General features: G+C 50.8%; 8 protein-coding genes and 1 pseudogene. 4 read left to right on the top strand and 5 right to left on the bottom strand.

Translation table 11 applies throughout. The annotated features are described in order from the left end of the window. The first annotated feature begins 11 nt into the window (after nucleotides 1–11). The 4 genes from srfAB (at nucleotide 12) to G4O42_RS01865 (ending at nucleotide 16,826) form a co-directional block, all read left to right on the top strand. Nucleotides 12–10,772, top strand: a complete 10,761-nt coding sequence (gene srfAB, locus G4O42_RS19855) for a surfactin non-ribosomal peptide synthetase SrfAB (protein ID WP_057766253.1) — start codon at nucleotides 12–14, stop codon at nucleotides 10,770–10,772. Nucleotides 10,773–10,806: 34 nt separating this feature from the next. Continuing rightward, nucleotides 10,807–14,643 (top strand): surfactin non-ribosomal peptide synthetase SrfAC, encoded by a 3,837-nt coding sequence (gene srfAC / locus G4O42_RS01855; RefSeq protein ID WP_032872840.1) that lies wholly within the window; start codon nucleotides 10,807–10,809, stop codon nucleotides 14,641–14,643. A gap of 19 nt (nucleotides 14,644–14,662) precedes the next feature. Continuing rightward, nucleotides 14,663–15,394, top strand: a complete 732-nt coding sequence (gene srfAD / locus G4O42_RS01860; protein ID WP_007609310.1) for a surfactin biosynthesis thioesterase SrfAD — start codon at nucleotides 14,663–14,665, stop codon at nucleotides 15,392–15,394. Between the two features lie 121 nt (nucleotides 15,395–15,515). Then, on the top strand, nucleotides 15,516–16,826 hold the full coding sequence (locus G4O42_RS01865) for an aminotransferase class I/II-fold pyridoxal phosphate-dependent enzyme (RefSeq protein ID WP_032872843.1): 1,311 nt from the start codon (nucleotides 15,516–15,518) through the stop codon (nucleotides 16,824–16,826). A 35-nt stretch (nucleotides 16,827–16,861) separates the two neighbouring features. On the opposite strand, the gene G4O42_RS01870 is transcribed toward G4O42_RS01865, so the two are convergent. The 5 genes and pseudogenes from G4O42_RS01870 to tcyA form a co-directional block, all read right to left on the bottom strand. After that, the gene (locus G4O42_RS01870; protein WP_007410244.1) at nucleotides 16,862–17,536 is read right to left on the bottom strand and encodes a 4'-phosphopantetheinyl transferase family protein; all 675 of its coding nucleotides are present in this window, start codon (nucleotides 17,534–17,536) and stop codon (nucleotides 16,862–16,864) included. A gap of 98 nt (nucleotides 17,537–17,634) precedes the next feature. Continuing rightward, nucleotides 17,635–18,246: a YczE/YyaS/YitT family protein gene (locus G4O42_RS01875; RefSeq protein ID WP_023356699.1), complete on the bottom strand. Its 612-nt coding sequence runs from the start codon at nucleotides 18,244–18,246 to the stop codon at nucleotides 17,635–17,637. Between the two features lie 117 nt (nucleotides 18,247–18,363). Continuing rightward, complete coding sequence (gene tcyC, locus G4O42_RS01880; RefSeq protein WP_007609342.1) at nucleotides 18,364–19,107, bottom strand: cystine ABC transporter ATP-binding protein TcyC; 744 nt, start codon at nucleotides 19,105–19,107, stop codon at nucleotides 18,364–18,366. A gap of 12 nt (nucleotides 19,108–19,119) precedes the next feature. After that, complete coding sequence (locus G4O42_RS01885) at nucleotides 19,120–19,824, bottom strand: amino acid ABC transporter permease (RefSeq protein ID WP_032872846.1); 705 nt, start codon at nucleotides 19,822–19,824, stop codon at nucleotides 19,120–19,122. Then, nucleotides 19,811–20,607, bottom strand: a pseudogene (gene tcyA, locus G4O42_RS01890) (cystine ABC transporter substrate-binding lipoprotein TcyA). The gene G4O42_RS01885 and the pseudogene tcyA overlap by 14 nt, the downstream one beginning before the upstream one ends. Nucleotides 20,608–20,666 lie beyond the last annotated feature (59 nt).

A 20,666-nucleotide genomic window follows, 5' to 3' on the forward strand; every position in this document is an offset into this window, starting at 1 on the left:
AGAGGTGACATATGAGCAAAAAATCAATTCAAAAGGTGTATGCACTCACACCGATGCAGGAGGGAATGCTGTATCATGCGCTGCTTGATCCGCATTCTTCCTCCTACTTCACACAATTAGAGCTTAGGATTCACGGAAGCTTTCAGCTGGAGCTTTTTGAAAAAAGCGTCAATGAGCTGATCCGGACATATGACATCCTGCGTACGGTATTCGTGCACCAGCAGCTTCAAAAACCGCGCCAAGTCGTATTGGCGGAGCGGAAGACGAAGGTGCACTATGAAGATATCAGTCAATTAGATGAAGCGCGCCAAACCGAATATATTGAACGCTATAAACGCGGCGTGCAGCAGCAGGGCTTTCATCTGGCGAAGGATATTCTCTTTAAAGCGGCGGTGTTCAGACTCAGTGAGAAGGAGCTGTATCTCGTCTGGAGCAATCATCATATCGTCATGGACGGCTGGAGTATGGGCGTTTTGATGAAAAGCCTGTTTCAAAACTATGAAGCGCTTCGTGCCGGCCGGCCCGCCGGGGGAAGTCAGGGCAAACCTTACTCTGACTATATCAAATGGCTCGGAGGCCGGGATTATGAGGAGGCGGAACAATATTGGAGCAGCCGCCTGGCGGATTTCGAACAGCCGAGCCTGCTCCCGGGCCGTCTGGCAGCAGAAAAGAAAGACTACCAAAATGAAGAATATTCTTTTGTCTGGGATGAAGAGCTGGTCGCACAGATTCAGCAGACCGCCAACCGGCATCAAGTCACGGGGCCTAACCTGTTTCAGGCCGTTTGGGGTGCGGTGCTCAGCAAATACAACTATACAGACGATGTGGTGTTCGGCACCGTTGTATCAGGCCGTCCTTCAGAAATCAACGGCATAGAAACGATGGCGGGGCTGTTCATCAATACGATTCCCGTCAGAATCAAGATTGACAAAGGTGCAGCCTTTTCGGACGTGATGGCGGCAGTTCAGAAAAACGCCGTGGAAGCCGAGCGCTATGATTATGTGCCGCTCTATGACATTCAAAAGCGCTCCGCCCTGGACGGCAGCCTCTTAAATCATTTGGTCGCGTTTGAAAACTATCCGCTGGACAAAGAGCTGGAAAACGGGGGCATGGAGGAAAGACTCGGATTTTCCATTAAAGTTGAACATGCTTTTGAGCAGACGAGCTTTGATTTCAATCTCATCGTGTATCCGGGAAAAACGTGGACTGTCAAAATCAAATACAACGGAGCGGCTTTCGCCCATGATGCCATCGAACGAACGGCGCATCATCTGACCCGCATGATGAAAGCGGCGGTCGGAACGCCTGACGCGCCCGTGCGGGAACTCGGCCTTGTTTCAGGTGAAGAAGAGCGGCAGATTGTTGAGGTATTCAATGATACGAAAACGGCGCTTCCGGAAGAGGAGGCCGTTCACCGTTTGTTTGAAGCACAGGCAAACCGGACGCCTGCAAGTATCGCGATAAAAGAAGCGGGACGCGAATGGACCTACCGTGAAGTGAACGAAGCGGCCAACCGCCTGGCGAGACACCTTGTGAAGAGCGGGCTGGAAAAAGGCCGGACCGCCGCTATTATGAACGACCGGTCTGCGGAAACCGTTGTAGGAATGCTTGCCGTCCTAAAAGCAGGCGGCGCATATGTGCCGATTGATCCGGCTTTTCCGGAGGACCGTCTCCGCTTTATGGCGGAAGACAGCTCGATTCGGCTCGTGCTGACAGTTCAGGCATATCAAGAACAAGCGGGCGCATTGCAAGTCCCGGTCGTCATGCTGGATGAAAGCGCGGATGAAACGGTAAGCGGAACAGACTTGAATCTCCCCGCTGGCGGCAACGACTTGGCGTATATCATGTATACATCCGGATCGACCGGCAAACCGAAAGGCGTCATGATTGAACACAGAAATATCATCAGGCTCGTCAAACATTCGAATTACGTGCCGGTTCATGAAGAAGACCGGATGGCGCAAACGGGAGCCGTCAGCTTTGATGCCGGAACCTTCGAAGTCTTCGGCGCATTGCTGAACGGAGCGTCATTGCATCCGGTGAAAAAAGAGACGCTGCTTGACGCCGGACAATTCGCCCAATTTCTGAAAGAGCAGCGGATCACGACCATGTGGCTGACGTCTCCGCTGTTTAATCAGCTTGCCCAAAAGGATGCCGGCATGTTTAACACGCTCCGGCACCTCATCATCGGCGGTGATGCGCTTGTGCCGCATATCGTCAGCAAAGTGAGGAAGGCATCACCGGAGCTGTCGCTTTGGAACGGCTACGGGCCGACGGAGAATACGACGTTTTCGACGAGTTTTCTCATTGATCAGGACTACGACGGCTCGATCCCGATCGGGAAGCCGATAGGAAATTCCACTGCGTACATTATGGATGAAAACCGCAGCCTCCAGCCGATCGGCGCGCCCGGTGAGCTGTGCGTCGGCGGAAGCGGAGTGGCAAGAGGCTATGTGAATCTGCCTGAATTAACGGAGAAGCAGTTTTTACGCGATCCGTTCAGACCGGATGAAATGATATACCGGACGGGGGACTTGGCGAAGTGGCTTCCGGACGGCACGATCGAGTTTCTCGGCAGAATTGACAACCAAGTAAAGGTCCGCGGTTTCAGAATCGAGCTCGGCGAAATCGAGGCGAAAATCAGCCAGGCGGAGAATGTGACGGAATCTGCGGCTGTGATCCGGAAAAATAAAGCGGATGAAAATGAAATCTGCGCTTACTTTACCGCAGACCAAGCCCTTTCGCCGGAAGACCTGCGCAAAACGCTTTCGGAATCACTTCCGGAATACATGATTCCGGCGCACTTCATCCAGATGAATCAGTTTCCGCTGACGGCGAACGGAAAGATTGATAAAAAAGCGCTGCCTGAGCCTCAGGCTGAAGCTGTTCAAAAAGAATACGTAGCGCCGAAAACGGAAGCGGAGCAGAAACTCGCGGACATTTGGGAAGGCATTCTCGGTGTAAAAGCGGGTGTGACTGACAATTTCTTCACGATTGGCGGACATTCTTTAAAAGCCATGATGATGACCGCTAAAATTCAGGAGCACTTTCAAAAAGAAGTGCCGATTAAAGTGTTATTTGAAAAGCCGACCATTCAGGAGCTTGCGCATTATTTGCAGCATGAGAGCGAGGAGGAGCAGCAGTTTGAACCGATCCGACAAGCGCCTTATCAGAAGCATTATCCTGTTTCCTCAGCACAGCGCAGGATGTATATCCTTAATCAGCTCGGACAGGCCAGCACGAGCTACAACGTCCCTGCTGTACTTCTGCTGGAAGGATCAGTAGACAAAAAGCGTCTTGAGGAGGCCATGCAGGCATTAATCAACCGTCATGAGACACTGCGTACGTCGTTTGACATGGCAGATGGAGAAGTCGTGCAGACCATTCATAAAAATGTGTCGTTTGAGCTTGAAACCGCCGAGGGCCGGGAAGAAGATGCAGAAGAGCTGACAAAAGCCTTTATCAGACCGTTTGCGCTCAACCGCGCGCCGCTTGTCCGTTCGAAGCTGATCCGGCTTGAAGAAGACCGGCATCTTCTGCTGATTGACATGCACCACATTATTACGGACGGAAGCTCAATGGGCATTTTCATCGGTGATCTTGCGAAGCTTTATCAAGGCACGGAGCTTGCGCTGCCAAAGATTCATTATAAGGATTTTTCAGTCTGGCAGCGTGAAAAAGCAAATCTCGATCAGCACGAAGCCTACTGGCTTGAGACGTTCAAAGGCGATCTGCCGGTGCTGGATCTGCCGCTTGATTTCCCGCGTCCTGCCGAGCGCAGTTTTGAAGGGGAACGCGTCATCTTCGGGCTTGATAAACAGGTGACGGCGCAGATTAAGAAGCTGCTGGCTGATACGGATACGACGATGTACATGTTCTTGTTAGCCGCTTTTCAAGTGCTGCTGTCCAAATATTCGGGGCAGGAAGACATCATAGTCGGGTCTCCGGCGGCCGGTAGACAGCATCCTGATCTCCAAGACGTGCCGGGCATGTTTGTCAACACAGTTGCGCTTCGGTCGCATCCTGCCGGCAAAAAAACGTTCAAACAATTTCTGGATGAGGTGAAAACAGCGAGCCTTCAAGCTTTTGAGCATCAAAGCTATCCGCTTGAAGAATTAATTGAAAAACTGCCGTTAATGAGGGACACAAGCCGGAGTCCGCTGTTCAGCGTGTTATTTAATATGCAGAACATGGAGATCCCGGCCCTGCGGCTCGGAGATTTGGAGATTTCTTCATACTCCATGCATCATCATGTCGCTAAATTTGATCTTTCCTTAGAAGCGGCTGAACGCGGAGAAGAGGTCGGATTGAGCTTTGATTACGTGAAAGCCTTATTTGCGGACGAAACCATCCGCCGCTGGAGTGCTCATTTTGTCAATCTGATTAAAGCCTGCGCTGAAAATCCGGATATTCAGCTGGCCGACGCAAGCCTGCTGTCCGCTCCTGAACGGGAAGCGCTCCTTTCTGATGAAAAACGTACGGAAGCGGATCTGCCTGAGGGCACTTTTGTTTCGCTGTTTGAACGGCAAGCGCAAAAAACGCCTGATCTCACGGCGGTTGCGGGCGGAACAAGTCTGACATATCGTGAGCTTGATGAACGCTCGAACCGGTTTGCCCGCCACCTTCAGGCTTGCGGAACGGGCAGTGAGGACATCGTGGCCATTATGATGGATCGTTCGGCCGACTTGATTACCGCGATTCTCGGCGTCATGAAAGCCGGAGCGGCATTTCTCCCGATTGATCCGGAGACTCCTGAAGAGAGAATCCGCTACTCTCTCGAAGACAGCGGAACGAAGCTTCTGGTCGTCAATGAGAGAAACATGACCGCGGCCGCCGTTTATAAAGGAAAAACGGTCGTAATGGAAGACGGAGAATGGCAGAACGAAAGCGCCGACCGGCTTGAAACGAAGCCCGGCGCCGACCAGCTTGCATATATCATTTATACTTCGGGAACAACGGGCAAACCGAAAGGCGTCCAGCTGGAGCACCGCAATCTAATCAATTATGTCACATGGTTCAGCCGTGAAGCCGGTTTGACCGAAGCTGACAAATCCGTGCTGCTGTCTTCTTACGCATTTGATCTCGGCTATACGGCTATATTCCCTATTCTTCAGGCGGGCGGCGAGCTGCACATTGTGCCGAAAGAGACGTACACCGCGCCTGATCAGCTTGGTGAGTATATACAGAAAAACGGCATTACGTATATGAAACTGACGCCGTCATTGTTCCATATGATCGTCAATACAGCCCGTTTTGCGGCAGAACGCCGTTTCAGCCCGCTTCGTTTAGTGGTGCTCGGCGGAGAAAAGATCATCACGTCCGATGTCCGCAAGTTTCATGACGTATACGCCCATACCGACTTCATCAATCACTACGGGCCGACGGAAACGACGATCGGCGCCATTGCCGGACGGATCAATATGGAGCGCCTTGATCAATATGAGCAGCGTCCCGTCATCGGCCGCCCGATCGCGAATACCGGCGCGCTTGTATTGGACGGAGCAATGCAGCTCGTTCCTCCGGGCGCAAGCGGCGAGCTTTATATTACCGGGAAGGGGCTTGCAAGAGGATATCTTCACCGTCCGCAGCTGACGGCGGAGAAATTTCTCTCAAATCCTTTTTCACCGGACAGCCTGATGTACAAAACGGGAGATGTCGTCCGCAGGCTTCCTGACGGGACGATTGAATTTATCGGCCGTGCGGATGATCAGGTGAAAATCCGGGGCTACCGCATTGAATTAAAAGAGATTGAAACCGTGCTGTTAAGCGTAAACGGCATTCAGGAGGCGGTCGTTCTCGCAGTCAGCGAAGGCGGGCTGCCGGAACTGTGCGCGTACTATAAAGCCGGCAGCGAGCTGAAAGGCTCTGAGCTTCGTAAACAGCTTTCCGAAACACTGCCGTCTCATATGCTTCCGGCCTATTTCGTGCAGGTAGACCGCATTCCGCTCACAGCCAACGGAAAAACTGATAAAAACGCCCTGCCGAAACCGGGCGTCAGCCAAACGGCGCAAACAGTTTCAGCCTTGCCGGAAACGGAATTGGAGGAAAAGCTGTGCCGCATTTGGAAACAGACACTCGGTACGGATACGCTCGGCATCGACGATAATTTCTTCGATTACGGCGGGCACTCTTTAAAAGGCATGATGCTCCTCGCCAATATTCAGGCTGAACTGGACAAAACGGTTCCGTTAAAAGCGCTGTTCGAACAGCCGACTGTCCGCCTGCTTGCCGCATATATCGAAAAATCGGCGGTATCTGAGGGATATCGGGTGATCACACCGGCAGACAGTGCAGACGCGTACCCGTTATCATCCGCCCAAAAACGGATGTACGTCCTGAACCAGCTTGACCGGGAGACAATCAGCTATAATATGCCGTCCGTTCTTCTGATGGAAGGAGAAGTCAATATTTCAAGGCTTCAGGAAGCCCTCAATCAGATGATCAATCGCCACGAGTCTTTGCGGACGTCCTTTATCGATCAAAACGGCCGCCCGATGCAGCAGATCGCAGAACAGGCTGACATCGACCTGCACATCTTTGAAGCAGCGGACGAGGAGAAAGCGGATCTTATCATTCAGGCATTCATTAAGCCGTTTGATCTGAGCGCGGCTCCGCTCATTCGGACCGCTCTTGTCAGACTGAATGAAAAGAAACATCTGCTGCTGCTGGATATGCATCATATTATTGCCGACGGCGTGTCCAGAAGCATGCTGGTCAAAGAGCTCGCTCACCTTTATAAAGGGGGAAGTCTGCCGTCGCCGAACCTGCACTATAAAGACTTCGCCGTCTGGCAGAATGAACCTGAGCAGGCCGAACGGATGAAAGACAATGAGCGTTATTGGCTCTCCGCATTTTCCGGCGAGCTTCCTGAATTGAATCTGCCGACCGATTTCCCCCGTCCGCCGGTCCAAAGTTTTAAAGGACAATCCGTCCGTTTCAGAGCGGGGTGTGAAACGGAAAAAGCGGTGCGTGAATTAATGGAATCATCGGGAGCGACTCTTCATATGGTGCTTCACGCCGCGTTCCATGTCTTTTTGAGCAAAATCACGGGGCAGCGCGACATCATTATCGGCTCGGTGACCGCCGGAAGAACGAGCGCCGAAGTTCAGGAAATGCCGGGGATGTTTGTCAATACGCTTGCGCTTCGCAATGAAACGCGCAAAGAGCAAACCTTCGCCGGGCTGCTCGAACAGGTGAAACAAACCAATCTCGACGCGCTGGCGCATCAGGATTATCCGTTTGAGGATCTGATCGGAAAGCTTGACCTGCCGAGAGACATGAGCCGCAACCCGTTGTTCCAGGTGATGGTGACGACAGAAGATCCGGATAAAGAAACACTGGAACTGGAGAACCTGCGCATCACTCCGTATGAGTCGAACCAAGGCACGGCGAAATTCGATCTGACACTCGGCGGGTTTACGGATCAAGAAGGCCTCGGCCTTCAGTTTGAATATGCGGCTGATCTGTTTAAAAAAGAAACAATTGAAAAGTGGAGCGCCGGGTTCCTGCGGATTCTGAAGCAAGCGGCAGAAAGCCCGGACAGAAAGCTGCCTGAGATTTCACTGATCAGCGATGCTGAAAAACAAGCTCTCCTTGATGCATGGAAAGGAAAAACAATTTCTGTGCCGCGGGACAAAACGGTTCACCGTCTCTTTGAAGAAACGGCCGCCCGCTACGCGAACCGGCCGGCCGCGGCATACAACGGCGCGAAATGGACGTACGGCGAGCTGAACGCAAGGGCGAACCGCATCGCACGCATTCTCATGGACTGCGGCGTCACGGCTGACAAACGTGTCGGCATTTTGACGAAACCGTCCTTGGAAATGGCCGCGGGTGTACTCGGCGTCCTGAAAGCGGGCGCGGCATTTGTGCCGATTGACCCCGACTACCCGGAAGAGCGCATCAGCTACATTCTGCAGGACAGCGGCGCCAAGCTCCTTCTCACACAGGAAGCGCTGGACGTACCGGAAAGCTACAACGGAGAAACGATTCTGCTTGACGGCGGACGCTCCATTCTGAGCCTGCCGCTTGATGAAAACGATGAAGCGAACCCGCAGACGGAAACAACGGCGGATCATCTCGCTTATATGATTTACACGTCAGGAACGACCGGGCAGCCGAAGGGTGTCATGGTCGAACACCATGCGCTGGTGAACCTGTGCTTCTGGCATCACGACGCATTCGCCATGACGGCGGATGATAAAAGCGCCAAATACGCGGGCTTCGGTTTTGACGCCTCCATCTGGGAAATGTTCCCGGCATGGACCATCGGCGCGGAGCTTCACGTCATTGACGAAGCGATCCGGCTGGATATCACCCGCTTAAATCACTATTTCGAGGAGAACGGCGTGACCATCACCTTCCTGCCGACGCAGCTGGCCGAACAATTTATGGAGCTGGAAAATACCTCTCTCCGCATGCTTCTCGTCGGCGGCGACAAGCTGAAGCGGGCGGTGAAACAGCCGTACACGATCGTCAACAACTACGGACCGACGGAAAACACCGTCGTCGCGACAAGCGGCGTCATCAATCCGGAGGAAGGATCGCTTTCGATCGGACGGGCGATTGCCAATACGAGAGTTTATATTCTCGGCGACGGCGATCAGGTGCAGCCGGAAGGCATTGCCGGTGAATTGTGTGTGGCCGGCCGCGGTCTGGCGCGCGGATACCTGAACCGTGAAGAAGAAACGGCGAAGCGGTTTACCGCAGATCCGTTCGTGCCCGGCGAGCGCATGTACCGGACCGGCGACCTCGTCAAATGGAACGCGCAGTGCGGCATTGAATACATCGGCCGTATCGACCAGCAGGTCAAAGTGAGGGGCTACCGGATCGAGCTTTCAGAAATCGAAGTCCGCCTCGCCCAGCTTGCGGACGTTCACGACGCAGCGGTGACGGCCGTGGAAGACAAAGCGGGCAATACCGCGCTTTGCGCCTATGTCGCGCCTCGGCAGGACGATATTGAAGCGCTCAAATCCGCGCTGAAAGACACGCTGCCTGACTACATGGTGCCGGCGTTCTGGGTGGAGATGGACGAGCTTCCGGTCACCGCAAACGGAAAGATTGACAAAAAAGCCCTGCCGGCACCGGACATTGAAGCGGGAAGCGCCGCTTACAAAGCGCCGGAAACGGAGATGGAGACGCTGCTTTCTGACATTTGGCAGGAAGTGCTCGGTCTTGACCAGATCGGCGTAAGCGATAATTTCTTCACGCTCGGCGGCGATTCGATCAAAGGCATCCAAATGGCGAGCCGTCTGAACCAGCATGGCTACAAGCTGGAGATGAAGGATCTCTTCCAGCATCCGACCATCGAAGAGCTCGTCTCTTATGTGGAGCGGACGGAAGGCAAGCAGGCCGACCAGGGACCTGTCGAAGGCGAAGCGGAGTTAACGCCGATCCAGCGCTGGTTCTTTGAACGAAACTTTACCGACAAACACCACTGGAACCAATCCGTCATGCTTCACGCGAAAGACGGCTTTGATCCGGACCTGGTGGAAAAAACCCTGCAAGCATTGATTGAACACCATGATGCGCTCCGCATGGTTTACCGTGAAGAAAGGGAAGGCATCATTCAGACATACCTCCCTGTCACAGAATGCAAGGCAAGCTTTGACATCGTTGATCTGTACGGAACTGACGAGGATATGCTGAAAAGCCAGATTCAGCGGCTTGCCGATCATCTTCAGGGAAGTCTGGATCTGGAGAACGGTCCGCTGTTAAAAGCGGAGCAATACCGGACAGAACTAGGCGATCATCTGTTAATCGCGATTCACCATCTCGTCGTGGACGGGGTTTCATGGAGAATTCTGCTTGAGGATTTCGCTTCAGGTTATAAACAGGCGCAGCAGCAAAACAGCATCGTCTTCCCGCAGAAAACCCACTCCTTTAAAGATTGGGCGGAGGCGCTGAACACATTTGCGCAATCAGAAGAGCTGAAAAAGCAGGCGGATTATTGGGCGCAGGCAGATGCGGAAGAACTCCAGCCGCTGCCGAAAGATCATGATCCGAACAAACGGCTCGTCAAACATACGGCGGCCGTGAAATGTGAATTGACTGAGGAAGAAACGGCGCAGCTGCTCACAGATGTTCATCATCCGTACGGAACGGAAATCAACGACATTCTGCTCAGCGCGCTCGGCTTAACGATCGGTGAATGGACGGAAAACGGCAAAGTCGGCATCAACTTAGAAGGACACGGCCGGGAAGAAATCATACCGAATGTCAATATTTCACGGACGGTCGGCTGGTTTACGGCCCAATATCCTTTGATTCTGCAGATCAGCAAGGAAGACGGCGTCTCTTCCGTCATTAAAACGGTAAAAGAGACGGTGCGGCGCGTTCCTGATAAAGGTGTAGGATACGGGATTCTCCGGTATCTGTCATCCGATAAAACAGAAAGAGGCGTCACGCCTGAAATCAGTTTTAACTACTTGGGGCAGTTTGACAATGAAGTGAAAACGGAATGGTTTGAGCCGTCTCCATACGATATGGGACGTCAAGTCAGCGAAGAGTCAGAGGCGTTATACGCACTGAGCTTCAGCGGGATGGTTACAGGCGGCCGCTTCGTCATTTCTTGCTCATACAATCAGGAAGAATATGAAAGAAGCACCGTCGAAACACAGATGCAGCGGTTTAAAGACAATCTCTTAATGATCATCCGCCATTGCACGGCCAAAGAGGAGAAAGAATTTACGCCGAGCGATTTCAGCGCGCAGGATCTTGAGATGGATGAAATGGGAGACATCTTTGACATGCTTGAGGAGAATTTAACGTGACAAAAACAGATCACAGAAGGGGGGAGCGGAGCAGATGAGCCAGTTCAAAAAAGATCAAGTTCAGGACATGTATTATTTGTCGCCGATGCAGGAGGGAATGCTGTTTCATACTCTCCTGAATCCCGGCCAAAGTTTTTACATCGAACAAATGACAATGAAAGTAAAAGGCAGCTTGAATATCAAATGCCTTGAAGAAAGCATGAATGTGATTATGGACCGGTACGATGTATTTCGTACCGTGTTCATTCACGAAAAAGTAAAAAGGCCGGTCCAAGTCGTATTGAAAAAACGGCAGTTTCAGATAGAAGAAATCGATCTGACACATGTAACGGACAGCGAGCAAACAGCCAAAATCAATGAATACAAAGAACAGGATAAGATCAAGGGCTTTGATTTGACGCGGGATATTCCGATGCGGGCAGCCATTTTTAAAAAATCGGAAGAAAGCTTTGAATGGGTGTGGAGCTACCACCACATCATTTTGGACGGCTGGTGCTTCGGCATCGTCGTGCAGGATCTGTTTAAGGTATACAATGCCCTGCGCGAACAAAAGCCGTACAGCCTGCCGCCGGTCAAACCGTATAAAGACTATATCAAGTGGCTTGAAAAGCAGGATAAACAAGCATCACTGCATTACTGGCGCGGGTACTTAGAAGATTTTGAAGGACAAACGACATTTGCGGAGCAAAGAAAGAAACAAAAGGACGGCTATGAGCCGAATGAGCTGCTCTTCTCACTGCCGGAGGAGGAAACAAAAGCATTTACCGAGCTTGCAAAATCGCAGCATACCACTTTGAGTACGGCGCTGCAGGCGGTTTGGAGTGTATTAATCAGCCGCTACCAGCAGTCCGGCGATTTGATCTTCGGCACAGTCGTTTCCGGGCGTCCCGCAGAAATCAAAGGCGTTGAACATATGGTCGGGCTGTTTATCAATGCTGTTCCGAGGCGGGTGAAGCTGTCTGGGGATACCACATTTACCGGCTTGCTCAAGCAGCTGCAGGAGCAATCGCTGCAGTCTGAGCCGCATCAATATGTGCCGCTCTATGACATCCAAAGCCAAGCCGATCAGCCAAAGCTGATTGACCACATCATTGTGTTTGAAAATTATCCGCTTCAGGATGCAAAAAATGAAGAGAACAGTGAAAACGGCTTTGATATGGAGGATGTACACGTTTTTGAGAAATCGAATTATGATCTCAACCTGTTGGCTTCTCCAGGTGATGAGATGCTGATTAAGCTTGCCTATAACGGGAATGTGTTTGATGAGGCGTTTATCCTGCGCTTAAAATCTCAGCTTCTCACAGCGATTCAGCAGCTCATCCAGAAGCCGGATCAGCCTGTCAATACGATCAGACTTGTTGATGAAAAGGAAAGAGAGCTTCTGCTTACCGGCTTAAACCCGCCGGCTCAGACTCATCAGGCGAAGCCTCTGACGGATTGGTTCAAGGAAGCGGTGAATGTAAATCCTGATGCGCCGGCGCTTACGTATTCCGGCCAGACTCTTTCCTACCGTGAATTAGATGAGGAAGCGAACCGTCTTGCGCGCCGTTTGCAAAAGCAAGGTGCGGGCAAAGGCTCCGTTGTCGCGTTGTACACGAAGCGCTCGCTTGAACTGGTGATCGGCATTCTCGGCGTATTAAAAGCGGGAGCGGCTTATCTGCCGGTTGATCCGAAGCTGCCGGAAGACCGAATCTCGTATATGCTGGCTGACAGTGCGGCAGCCTGTCTGCTGACACATCAGGAGATGAAAGAAAAAGCGGCTCAGCTGCCGTATACAGGAACAACACTCATCATCGATGATCAAGCACGGTTTGAGGAACAGGCAAGCGATCCTGCAGCCGCAATTGATCCCGATGATCCGGCGTATATTATGTATACATCCGGCACAACCGGAAAGCCGAAGGGCAATATCACCACTCATGCCAATATTCAAGGATTGGTCAAGCATGTAGATTACATGGCATTTTCTGAAAAAGATACGTTCTTATCTGTTTCCAATTACGCCTTTGACGCATTTACCTTTGATTTCTACGCATCAATACTGAATGCGGCACGGCTCATTATCGCAGATGAACATACACTGCTTGATACAGAACGGCTCACTGATCTGATCCGGCAGGAGAATGTCAATGTCATGTTTGCGACAACCGCACTTTTTAATCTTCTCACCGATGCGGGAGAGGAGTGGCTGAAGGGGCTTCGCTGTGTGTTATTCGGGGGTGAGCGCGCGTCTGTGCCTCACGTCAGAAAGGCGCTTGAGATCATGGGGCCTGGTAAGCTGATTAATTGCTACGGGCCGACTGAGGGAACGGTGTTTGCGACAGCTCACGTCGTGCATGATATCCCGGATTCCATTTCCTCATTGCCGATCGGAAAGCCGATCAGCAATGCAAGTGTTTATATTCTTAACGGGCAAAATCAGCTTCAGCCATTTGGAGCTGTCGGTGAACTGTGCATCAGCGGAATGGGTGTATCAAAAGGGTATCTGAACCGTCATGACCTGACGAAGCAAACGTTTATTCCAAATCCGTTCAAGCCGGGAGAAACGCTTTACCGCACAGGGGATTTAGCACGCTGGCTGCCGGATGGAACAATTGAATACGCCGGGCGTATTGACGACCAGGTCAAAATACGCGGACACCGGATTGAGCTTGAAGAAATCGAAAAGCAGCTGCAGGAATACCCGGGTGTGAAAGATGCGGTCGTTGTTGCGGACCGCCATGAGTCCGGAGATGCATCAATCAACGCCTACCTCGTGAACCGGACGCCGCTTTCAGCTGAAGACGTAAAGAGGCACTTGAAAAAACAGCTTCCTGCTTACATGGTGCCGCAAACCTTTACTTTCTTAGAGGAGCTTCCGTTAACGACAAACGGGAAGGTCAATAAACGGCAGCTGCCGAAACCGGATCAGACTCAGGCGGCGAAAGAATGGATCGGGCCTCGAAATGCGACGGAAGAAACAATTGCGCACATCTGGTCCGACATTCTCGGCAGACAGCAGATTGGGATTCATGATGATTTCTTCGCGCTCGGAGGCCATTCCTTAAAAGCGATGACAGCAGCGTCGCGCATTAAAAAAGAGCTAGGTACGGACATTCCGGTGCAGCTGTTATTCGAAGCGACGACAATCGCAGACATTGCCGGTTATCTGCTTCACGGTGAAGAAAAAGGTATGAAAGATCTCACCATCATGAATAAAAATCAGTCTGACACACTGTTTACGTTCCCGCCGGTTCTCGGTTACGGGCTGATGTACCAGCCGCTGGCAAAACAGCTGTCCGGCTATCGAATCTGTGCGTTTGATTTTATCGAGGAAGACAACCGCATCGAACGCTACACAGAGCTGATCAATCAGCTCCAGCCGGAAGGACCGGTCAAGATGTTCGGATACTCGGCAGGCTGTACGCTCGCCTTTGAAACGGCCAAACGGCTTGAAGCCGAAGGACGTAAAGTGGAGCGGCTGATCATGGTTGATTCTTATAAAAAACAAGGCATCAGCGACTTAGAAGGCCGCACCGTAGAAAGTGATGTCCAGGCGCTGATGAAGGTAAACAGGGACAATGAAGCGCTGAATAACGAAGCCGTCAAAGAAGGGCTCGCCAAAAAAACAAACGCGTTTTATTCTTATTTCGTGCATACCGTCAGCACCGGCACGGTCAAAGCGGATATAGATCTATTAACGTCAGAACCGGACTTTGCGATGCCGCCGTGGCTCGCTTCGTGGGAGGAAGCCACGACAGGTGAATACCGTGTGAAAAAAGGCTGCGGCACGCACGCAGAAATGCTTCAGGGAGAATGTCTCGAAAGGAATGCGGCATATTTGCTCGAATTCCTAAGGAAGGAACATCTGAAGCTGACAACTTCACGATAGAAAAGGAGGAAGCCCGCCAATGGTCCAGCTCTTTAAATCGTTCGATACCACAGAAAAAACGCAGCTTATCTGTTTTCCGTTCGCAGGAGGCTATTCCGCATCATTCCGCCCGCTCCACACCTATCTTCAAGGTGAGTGTGAGATGCTTGCCGCGGAACCGCCGGGACACGGAACAAATCAAATGTCCCCCGTTGAGGATTTTGAACAGCTTGTCAGTTTATACAAGCAGGAGTTGAATCTCCATCCTGACCGCCCGTTTGTGCTGTTCGGCCACAGTATGGGAGGCATGGTCGCTTTCAGGCTGGCGCAAAAGCTGGAGCGGGAGGGCATTTACCCGCAGGCCGTGATCATCTCAGCCATTCAGCCGCCGCATGTGGAAAGGAAAAAAGTGTCTCATCTTGATGATGAAAAATTTCTCGCCCATATTATCGAGCTTGGCGGAATGCCGCAGGAGTTAGTGGAGAATAAGGAGGTCATGTCATTTTTCCTGCCTTCTTTCAGATCCGACTACCGCGCGCTTGAAAGCTTCCGTCCGTCTGATTCTCACATGATTCAATCACCCGTCCATATTTTTAACGGGCGGAAAGATAAAAAATGTATCAAAGATGCGGACGGATGGAAAAAATGGGCCGACAATCCCGTATTTCATGAGTTTTCGGACGGCCACATGTTCATATTAAGTGAAACTGAAAAAGTGGCGGAACGAATCTATGAGATTATTAACAGGAGCACGGCAGGCCAATTGTTATAGGATATGACAGACAGCATTTGCTGTCTGTTTTTTGTAACAAAATCCGCCCGCGCGTTTTCTCATTTATCAAAAATTTTATGTTATGATTTGATGGAATATAATTTTGAAGGGATTGTCGTACATGAATGATGCAGCAAAAGAGCTGAACAGAACATTATCTGAAGAAAACCCGCACGTGCTTCATATGCTTTCTGATTTGGGCAGAGAGTTGTTTTATCCGAAAGGGGTGCTGACACAATCGGCTGAAGCGAAAGCCAGGGCCGGAAAGTATAATGCCACGATCGGGATTGCCACCTCACAAGGCGAGTCCATGCACTTTTCCCATATTCAAGAGACACTGTCCGCCTATAACCCCGATGATATCTACGATTATGCTCCGCCGCAGGGAAAAGAGCCGCTCAGACAGGAATGGCTGAAAAAAATGCGTCTCGAAAATCCTTCATTAGCCGGCAAAGACATCAGCACGCCGATCGTGACAAACGCTTTAACACACGGGCTGAGCATCGCCGCCGACTTGTTCGTCAATGAAGGGGATACACTGCTTCTGCCTGATAAATATTGGGGAAATTACAATTTCATTTTCGGTGTCCGGCGCAAGGCATCCATTGAGACATACCCGCTTTTTCAGCAGGATGGGCGTTTTAATGCGGCGGGGCTGTCCGAGCTGCTGAAAAAGCAGGAAGAAAAGGCGATTGTTGTGCTGAATTTCCCGAATAATCCGACAGGCTATACGCCGGGGGAAGAGGAAGCGTCAGAAATCGTCAGCGTGATCTTGGAGGCGGCGGAGGCCGGCAAAGAGATTGTCGTGCTCGTAGACGATGCGTATTACAATCTGTTTTACGATGAAACTGCCATTCAGGAATCCATCTTCAGCAAACTCGCCCAAGTGCACGACCGGGTGCTTTGCGTGAAAATAGACGGCGCGACGAAGGAAAATTACGCGTGGGGCTTCCGCGTCGGTTTTATTACGTACAGCACAAAAAGCGAAAAAGCGCTGCGCGTGCTCGAGGAAAAAACAAAAGGGATTATCAGGGGGACGATTTCAAGCGCCCCGCATCCGTCCCAAACGTTTATGCTGCGGGCGATGCAGTCACCGGAATACGAGAAAGAAAAATCGCTGAAATATAACATCATGAAAAAACGGGCTGACAAAGTGAAAGCCGTTCTTGCAGAAAACAAGCACTATGATGACGTATGGACGCCTTACCCGTTTAACTCTGGTTATTTCATGTGTGTCCGGCTGAAAGACATAAACGCCGGCGAATTGAGATTGTCGTTGCTTGAAAAGAGAGGAATCGGGACGATATCCATTAATGAAACCGATTTGCGAATCGCATTTTCATGTGTTGAAGAGGAACACATCGCGGATCTGTTCGAAGAAATTTATCAGGAAGCAAAGCAGCTGCAGAAACAGGCGGAAATATCAGGCTGACAAAAAAGGAGGGGGACACCCTCCTTTTTCTATGCTTACAGCAGCTCTTCATACGTTTTCATCTCAATCCCGTCACAAAAATCGGGATGCGCCGCACAAACGGCCAGCTTATACTCCTCGTCAGCCTCATATGTGCGGATGAAACAAGGTTCATGTCCGTCCGGGAGCTCAATGGACACATGGCCGTCGTCTTTGAGGCGGACGCTGAATGAATCAAGCGGCAGGGAAAGCCCTTTTCCGGCCTGTTTGATAAAGCTTTCTTTCATCGACCACAGGTGGTAAAAATAATCGGTCTGCTGATCGGGGTGTTTCGCTTGCAGATCACTGTATTCCGTCGGCGAAAAAAACCGTTTGGCGATATCAATCGTGCCGGGCTTCATTTTTTCAATATCAATGCCGATCGGTTTTGAATCAACGGCGCACACGATCCAGCGACCGGAGTGGGAAATATTAAAGTGCATGTCCGGAAGCGCGGGGATGTACGGCTTTCCGTATTCCTGAACGCTGAATGAAATCCCGGCCGGATCAAGTCCGTAAGCCTTCGCCGCAGCGGTGCGGATCAGCATGTCGCCGATCAAGGTGCGGTGAGCATCCTCCTTATGGTAAAAGCGCCGGCATTTTTCCCGCTTTTCGGCGGACACGGCCGCCATCATCCGATCCTCTTCCCCTGCAGAAAGCGGGCGGTCCATATATACTCCGTAAATCTTCATGTCCAGATCCTCCGTCTGAAAATATTGTCAAAACCATCCTATCATATCAGACGAAAGCTGTCCGAAAATAAAAAAACAAAACCGTTTCGGCTTTGTTTTTAATGAACGGACGTTGCCCGCCCGGAGATCGCGTATGTTAACAGTTTAGAGGATTGCGGCAAAGAAAAACGCAGAATCAGCCCCGTCAAAACAGCCGTAATAATGGTTCCGGCGCCGATCGGTCCGCCCATCATCCAGGCTGCGGCAAGAATCGTCAGCTCAATGCCGTTCCGCACCCATTGCACGTTCCAGCCCGTTTTTTCAGATATCAGCATCATCAGAGAGTCCCGGGGGCCCGCGCCGAGCCCTGCTGATACGTAAATACCGACGCCGCACCCGATCAGCAGCAATCCGATAGAAAAACACACGGCCGCTAAGGAAAAAGCGTGCGTCTCAGGAAGCAGAAACGAAAAGAAATCAATAAACATTCCCATCAGCACCATGTTTAAGATAGCGCCGATTTTCGGGAGTGTCCTCGTGAACAGGCAGGTTAAAGCCACAATGACCGCGCCGACCACGATGGACCATTGGCCGACAGAAAGACCGAAATGCTGAAAAAGCCCATAATGAAAGGCATCCCAAGGGCTGATGCCGAGAGCTTTTCCTTTAATGGTTAACGATACCCCGAAAGACAAAATCAACAGACCAGCAAAATAAAACGTCCAGCGCATCAAGAATTCCCGCTTCAAAGAGGTCCCTTCTTTCATAAAATTTCATTAATTGTCATTGTAGCATAACCGCCAAAAAAAAGAAGAAGCGAAATCAGTGTTTCGCTTCTTCTCCCGCTCCTACAAAGGATTCAGTATACGATTTAAAAACCGCTGCGTGCGTTCTTCTTTCGGCGCGGAAAAGATGTGGGCCGGCGGTCCTTGTTCCACAATGACGCCGCCGTCAATGAAGATGACTTCATCGGCCACTTCCTGCGCGAATTTGATTTCATGGGTGACGACGACCATCGTCCAGCCTTCGTTCGCCAGATCCTTAATCACTTTGAGCACCTCGCCGACCAGCTCCGGATCGAGCGCTGACGTCGGTTCGTCAAACAGCATCAGCTCGGGCTGAATCGCAAGCGCGCGGGCGATGCCGACACGCTGCTGCTGACCGCCGGAAAGCTGGAACGGATATAAATCCATTTTGTCTTTCAGTCCGACTTTTTCCAGAAGCTCGATCGCTTCTTTTCTGACTTGCTCCTTGTCGCGCTTTTGCACTTGAACGGGTCCTTCCATGACGTTTTCAAGCGCCGTGCGGTGAGGAAACAGATGATACGCCTGAAAGACCATGCCTGATTTGCGGCGGAGGCGAAGAATATCAGCCTGCTTCACTTTTTTGGAGAAATCTATTGAAAAATCGGAGAATGCCAGCTCGCCGCGATTGGGGATCTCAAGCGCGTTCAGACAGCGCAGAAGCGTCGTTTTTCCTGAACCGGACGGCCCCAGAATGGCGATGACTTTCCCTTTTTCTATCTCCATATCTATCTTTTTTAAAATTTCATTCTGTCCGAATGATTTATTTAATCCTTTGACGGAAAGCATATCGAAACCTCCTTATTTGGCCACATAACGGTCGAGACGCCGTTCGATCACGTGCTGTACGATTGACAGCAAGAAGCAGATGATCCAATAAATAAAGGCGGCTTCAATATAGATGACCAAGATTTGATCAAGGTTTTGCGCGCCGATTTCCTGCGCTTTTCTGAACAGCTCCGCGACGAGAATCTGTGAGGCGAGAGATGTATCCTTGATCAGGCTGATAAATGTATTTGATAATGGCGGAATGGACACGCGAAACGCCTGCGGCAGGATCACGCGGAACAATGTCTTGCGATAGGTCATGCCGATCGTATAACCGGCTTCCCATTGCCCTTTCGGCACGGATGAAATAGATGCCCGGATGATTTCAGAAGCGTAGGCGCCCACGTTTAATGAAAACGCGATGACTGCGCTTGGGAAAGGGTCCAGCGTAATATTAAATGTCGGGAACAGATAAAAAATGATGAACAATTGAACGAGAAGAGGAGTGCCGCGCACCGCTGATACGTATACGCTGAACACCCATCTCAATGGTTTCATATTTGACATTCTGGCGAGCGCCGTCATCAGCGCGATGATCATTCCGAAAATAAAGGAAAGAATGGTAAGGGGAATCGAGTAATAGATTCCCCCGGAAAGAATCGGCCAGAATGACTGCTGCACCAAATCCCAAGGAATGGCTGTTGCAATCACGGGCTCCGGCAAGTTACTTAGAAACATCTTCGCCGAACCATTTTTTGGCTATTTTAGAAAGAGTCCCGTCCTCTTTCATTTCTTTTAACGCCTTGTTGACGTGAGTCACAAGTTCGCCGCTTCCTTTTCGGAATGCGAAATACGTTTGCTGCGGCTGGCCTGCTTCAAACGCGATTTTCACGTTTTTATTGCCGGACGTTTTTAAGTAGTTCAGTACGGCAAGCTTATCGTTGTAAGTCAGATCAGCGCGGCCCTGCTGAATGAGCTGAAGGGATTGCGCATGCCTTCAACGCCTTCAATTTTCGCGCCGGCTTCTTTCGCTAATTTATTGTAATTGCTTGTTAATGACTGAGCCGCTGTTTTTCCTTTGACATCAGCCTCTTTCGCAATCGTGCTGTCTTTTTTCGTCACGACGACTGCATTTGACGTTGTGTATTTATCAGAAAAATCATATTGGTTCTCACGGCCTGTTTTGCCGACTTGGTTGGCGACGACGTCAAACCGTTTCGCGTTTAAACCGGCAAACATGCTGTCCCATTGTGTTTCTTTAAAGTCAGCTTTCAGACCGAGGCGTTTCGCCACTTCTTGAATCACTTCAACATCATATCCGGTCAGTTTGTCAGTCTTTTTATCATGGAAGGTAAACGGTTCGTACGTTCCTTCTGTACCGACGGTCAGTACGCCTTTTTTCTTGACAGAAGCCCAAAGATCGCCGTCTTTTGACTTAGATCCGCTGTCCTGTGAGTTTCCGCAGGCTGCAAGCATTGCGATGCTGACCATCATGAACAAAGCGAATAATGCTTTTTTCATCTTCTTTATTCCCCACTTTTCTGAGTAGTTTTATTGAGAAAAAATAGCTCCCAATTGTA

The organism is Bacillus sp. LUNF1 (assembly GCF_011008975.1).
GTDB classification, from domain to species: Bacteria; Bacillota; Bacilli; order Bacillales; family Bacillaceae; genus Bacillus; species Bacillus velezensis.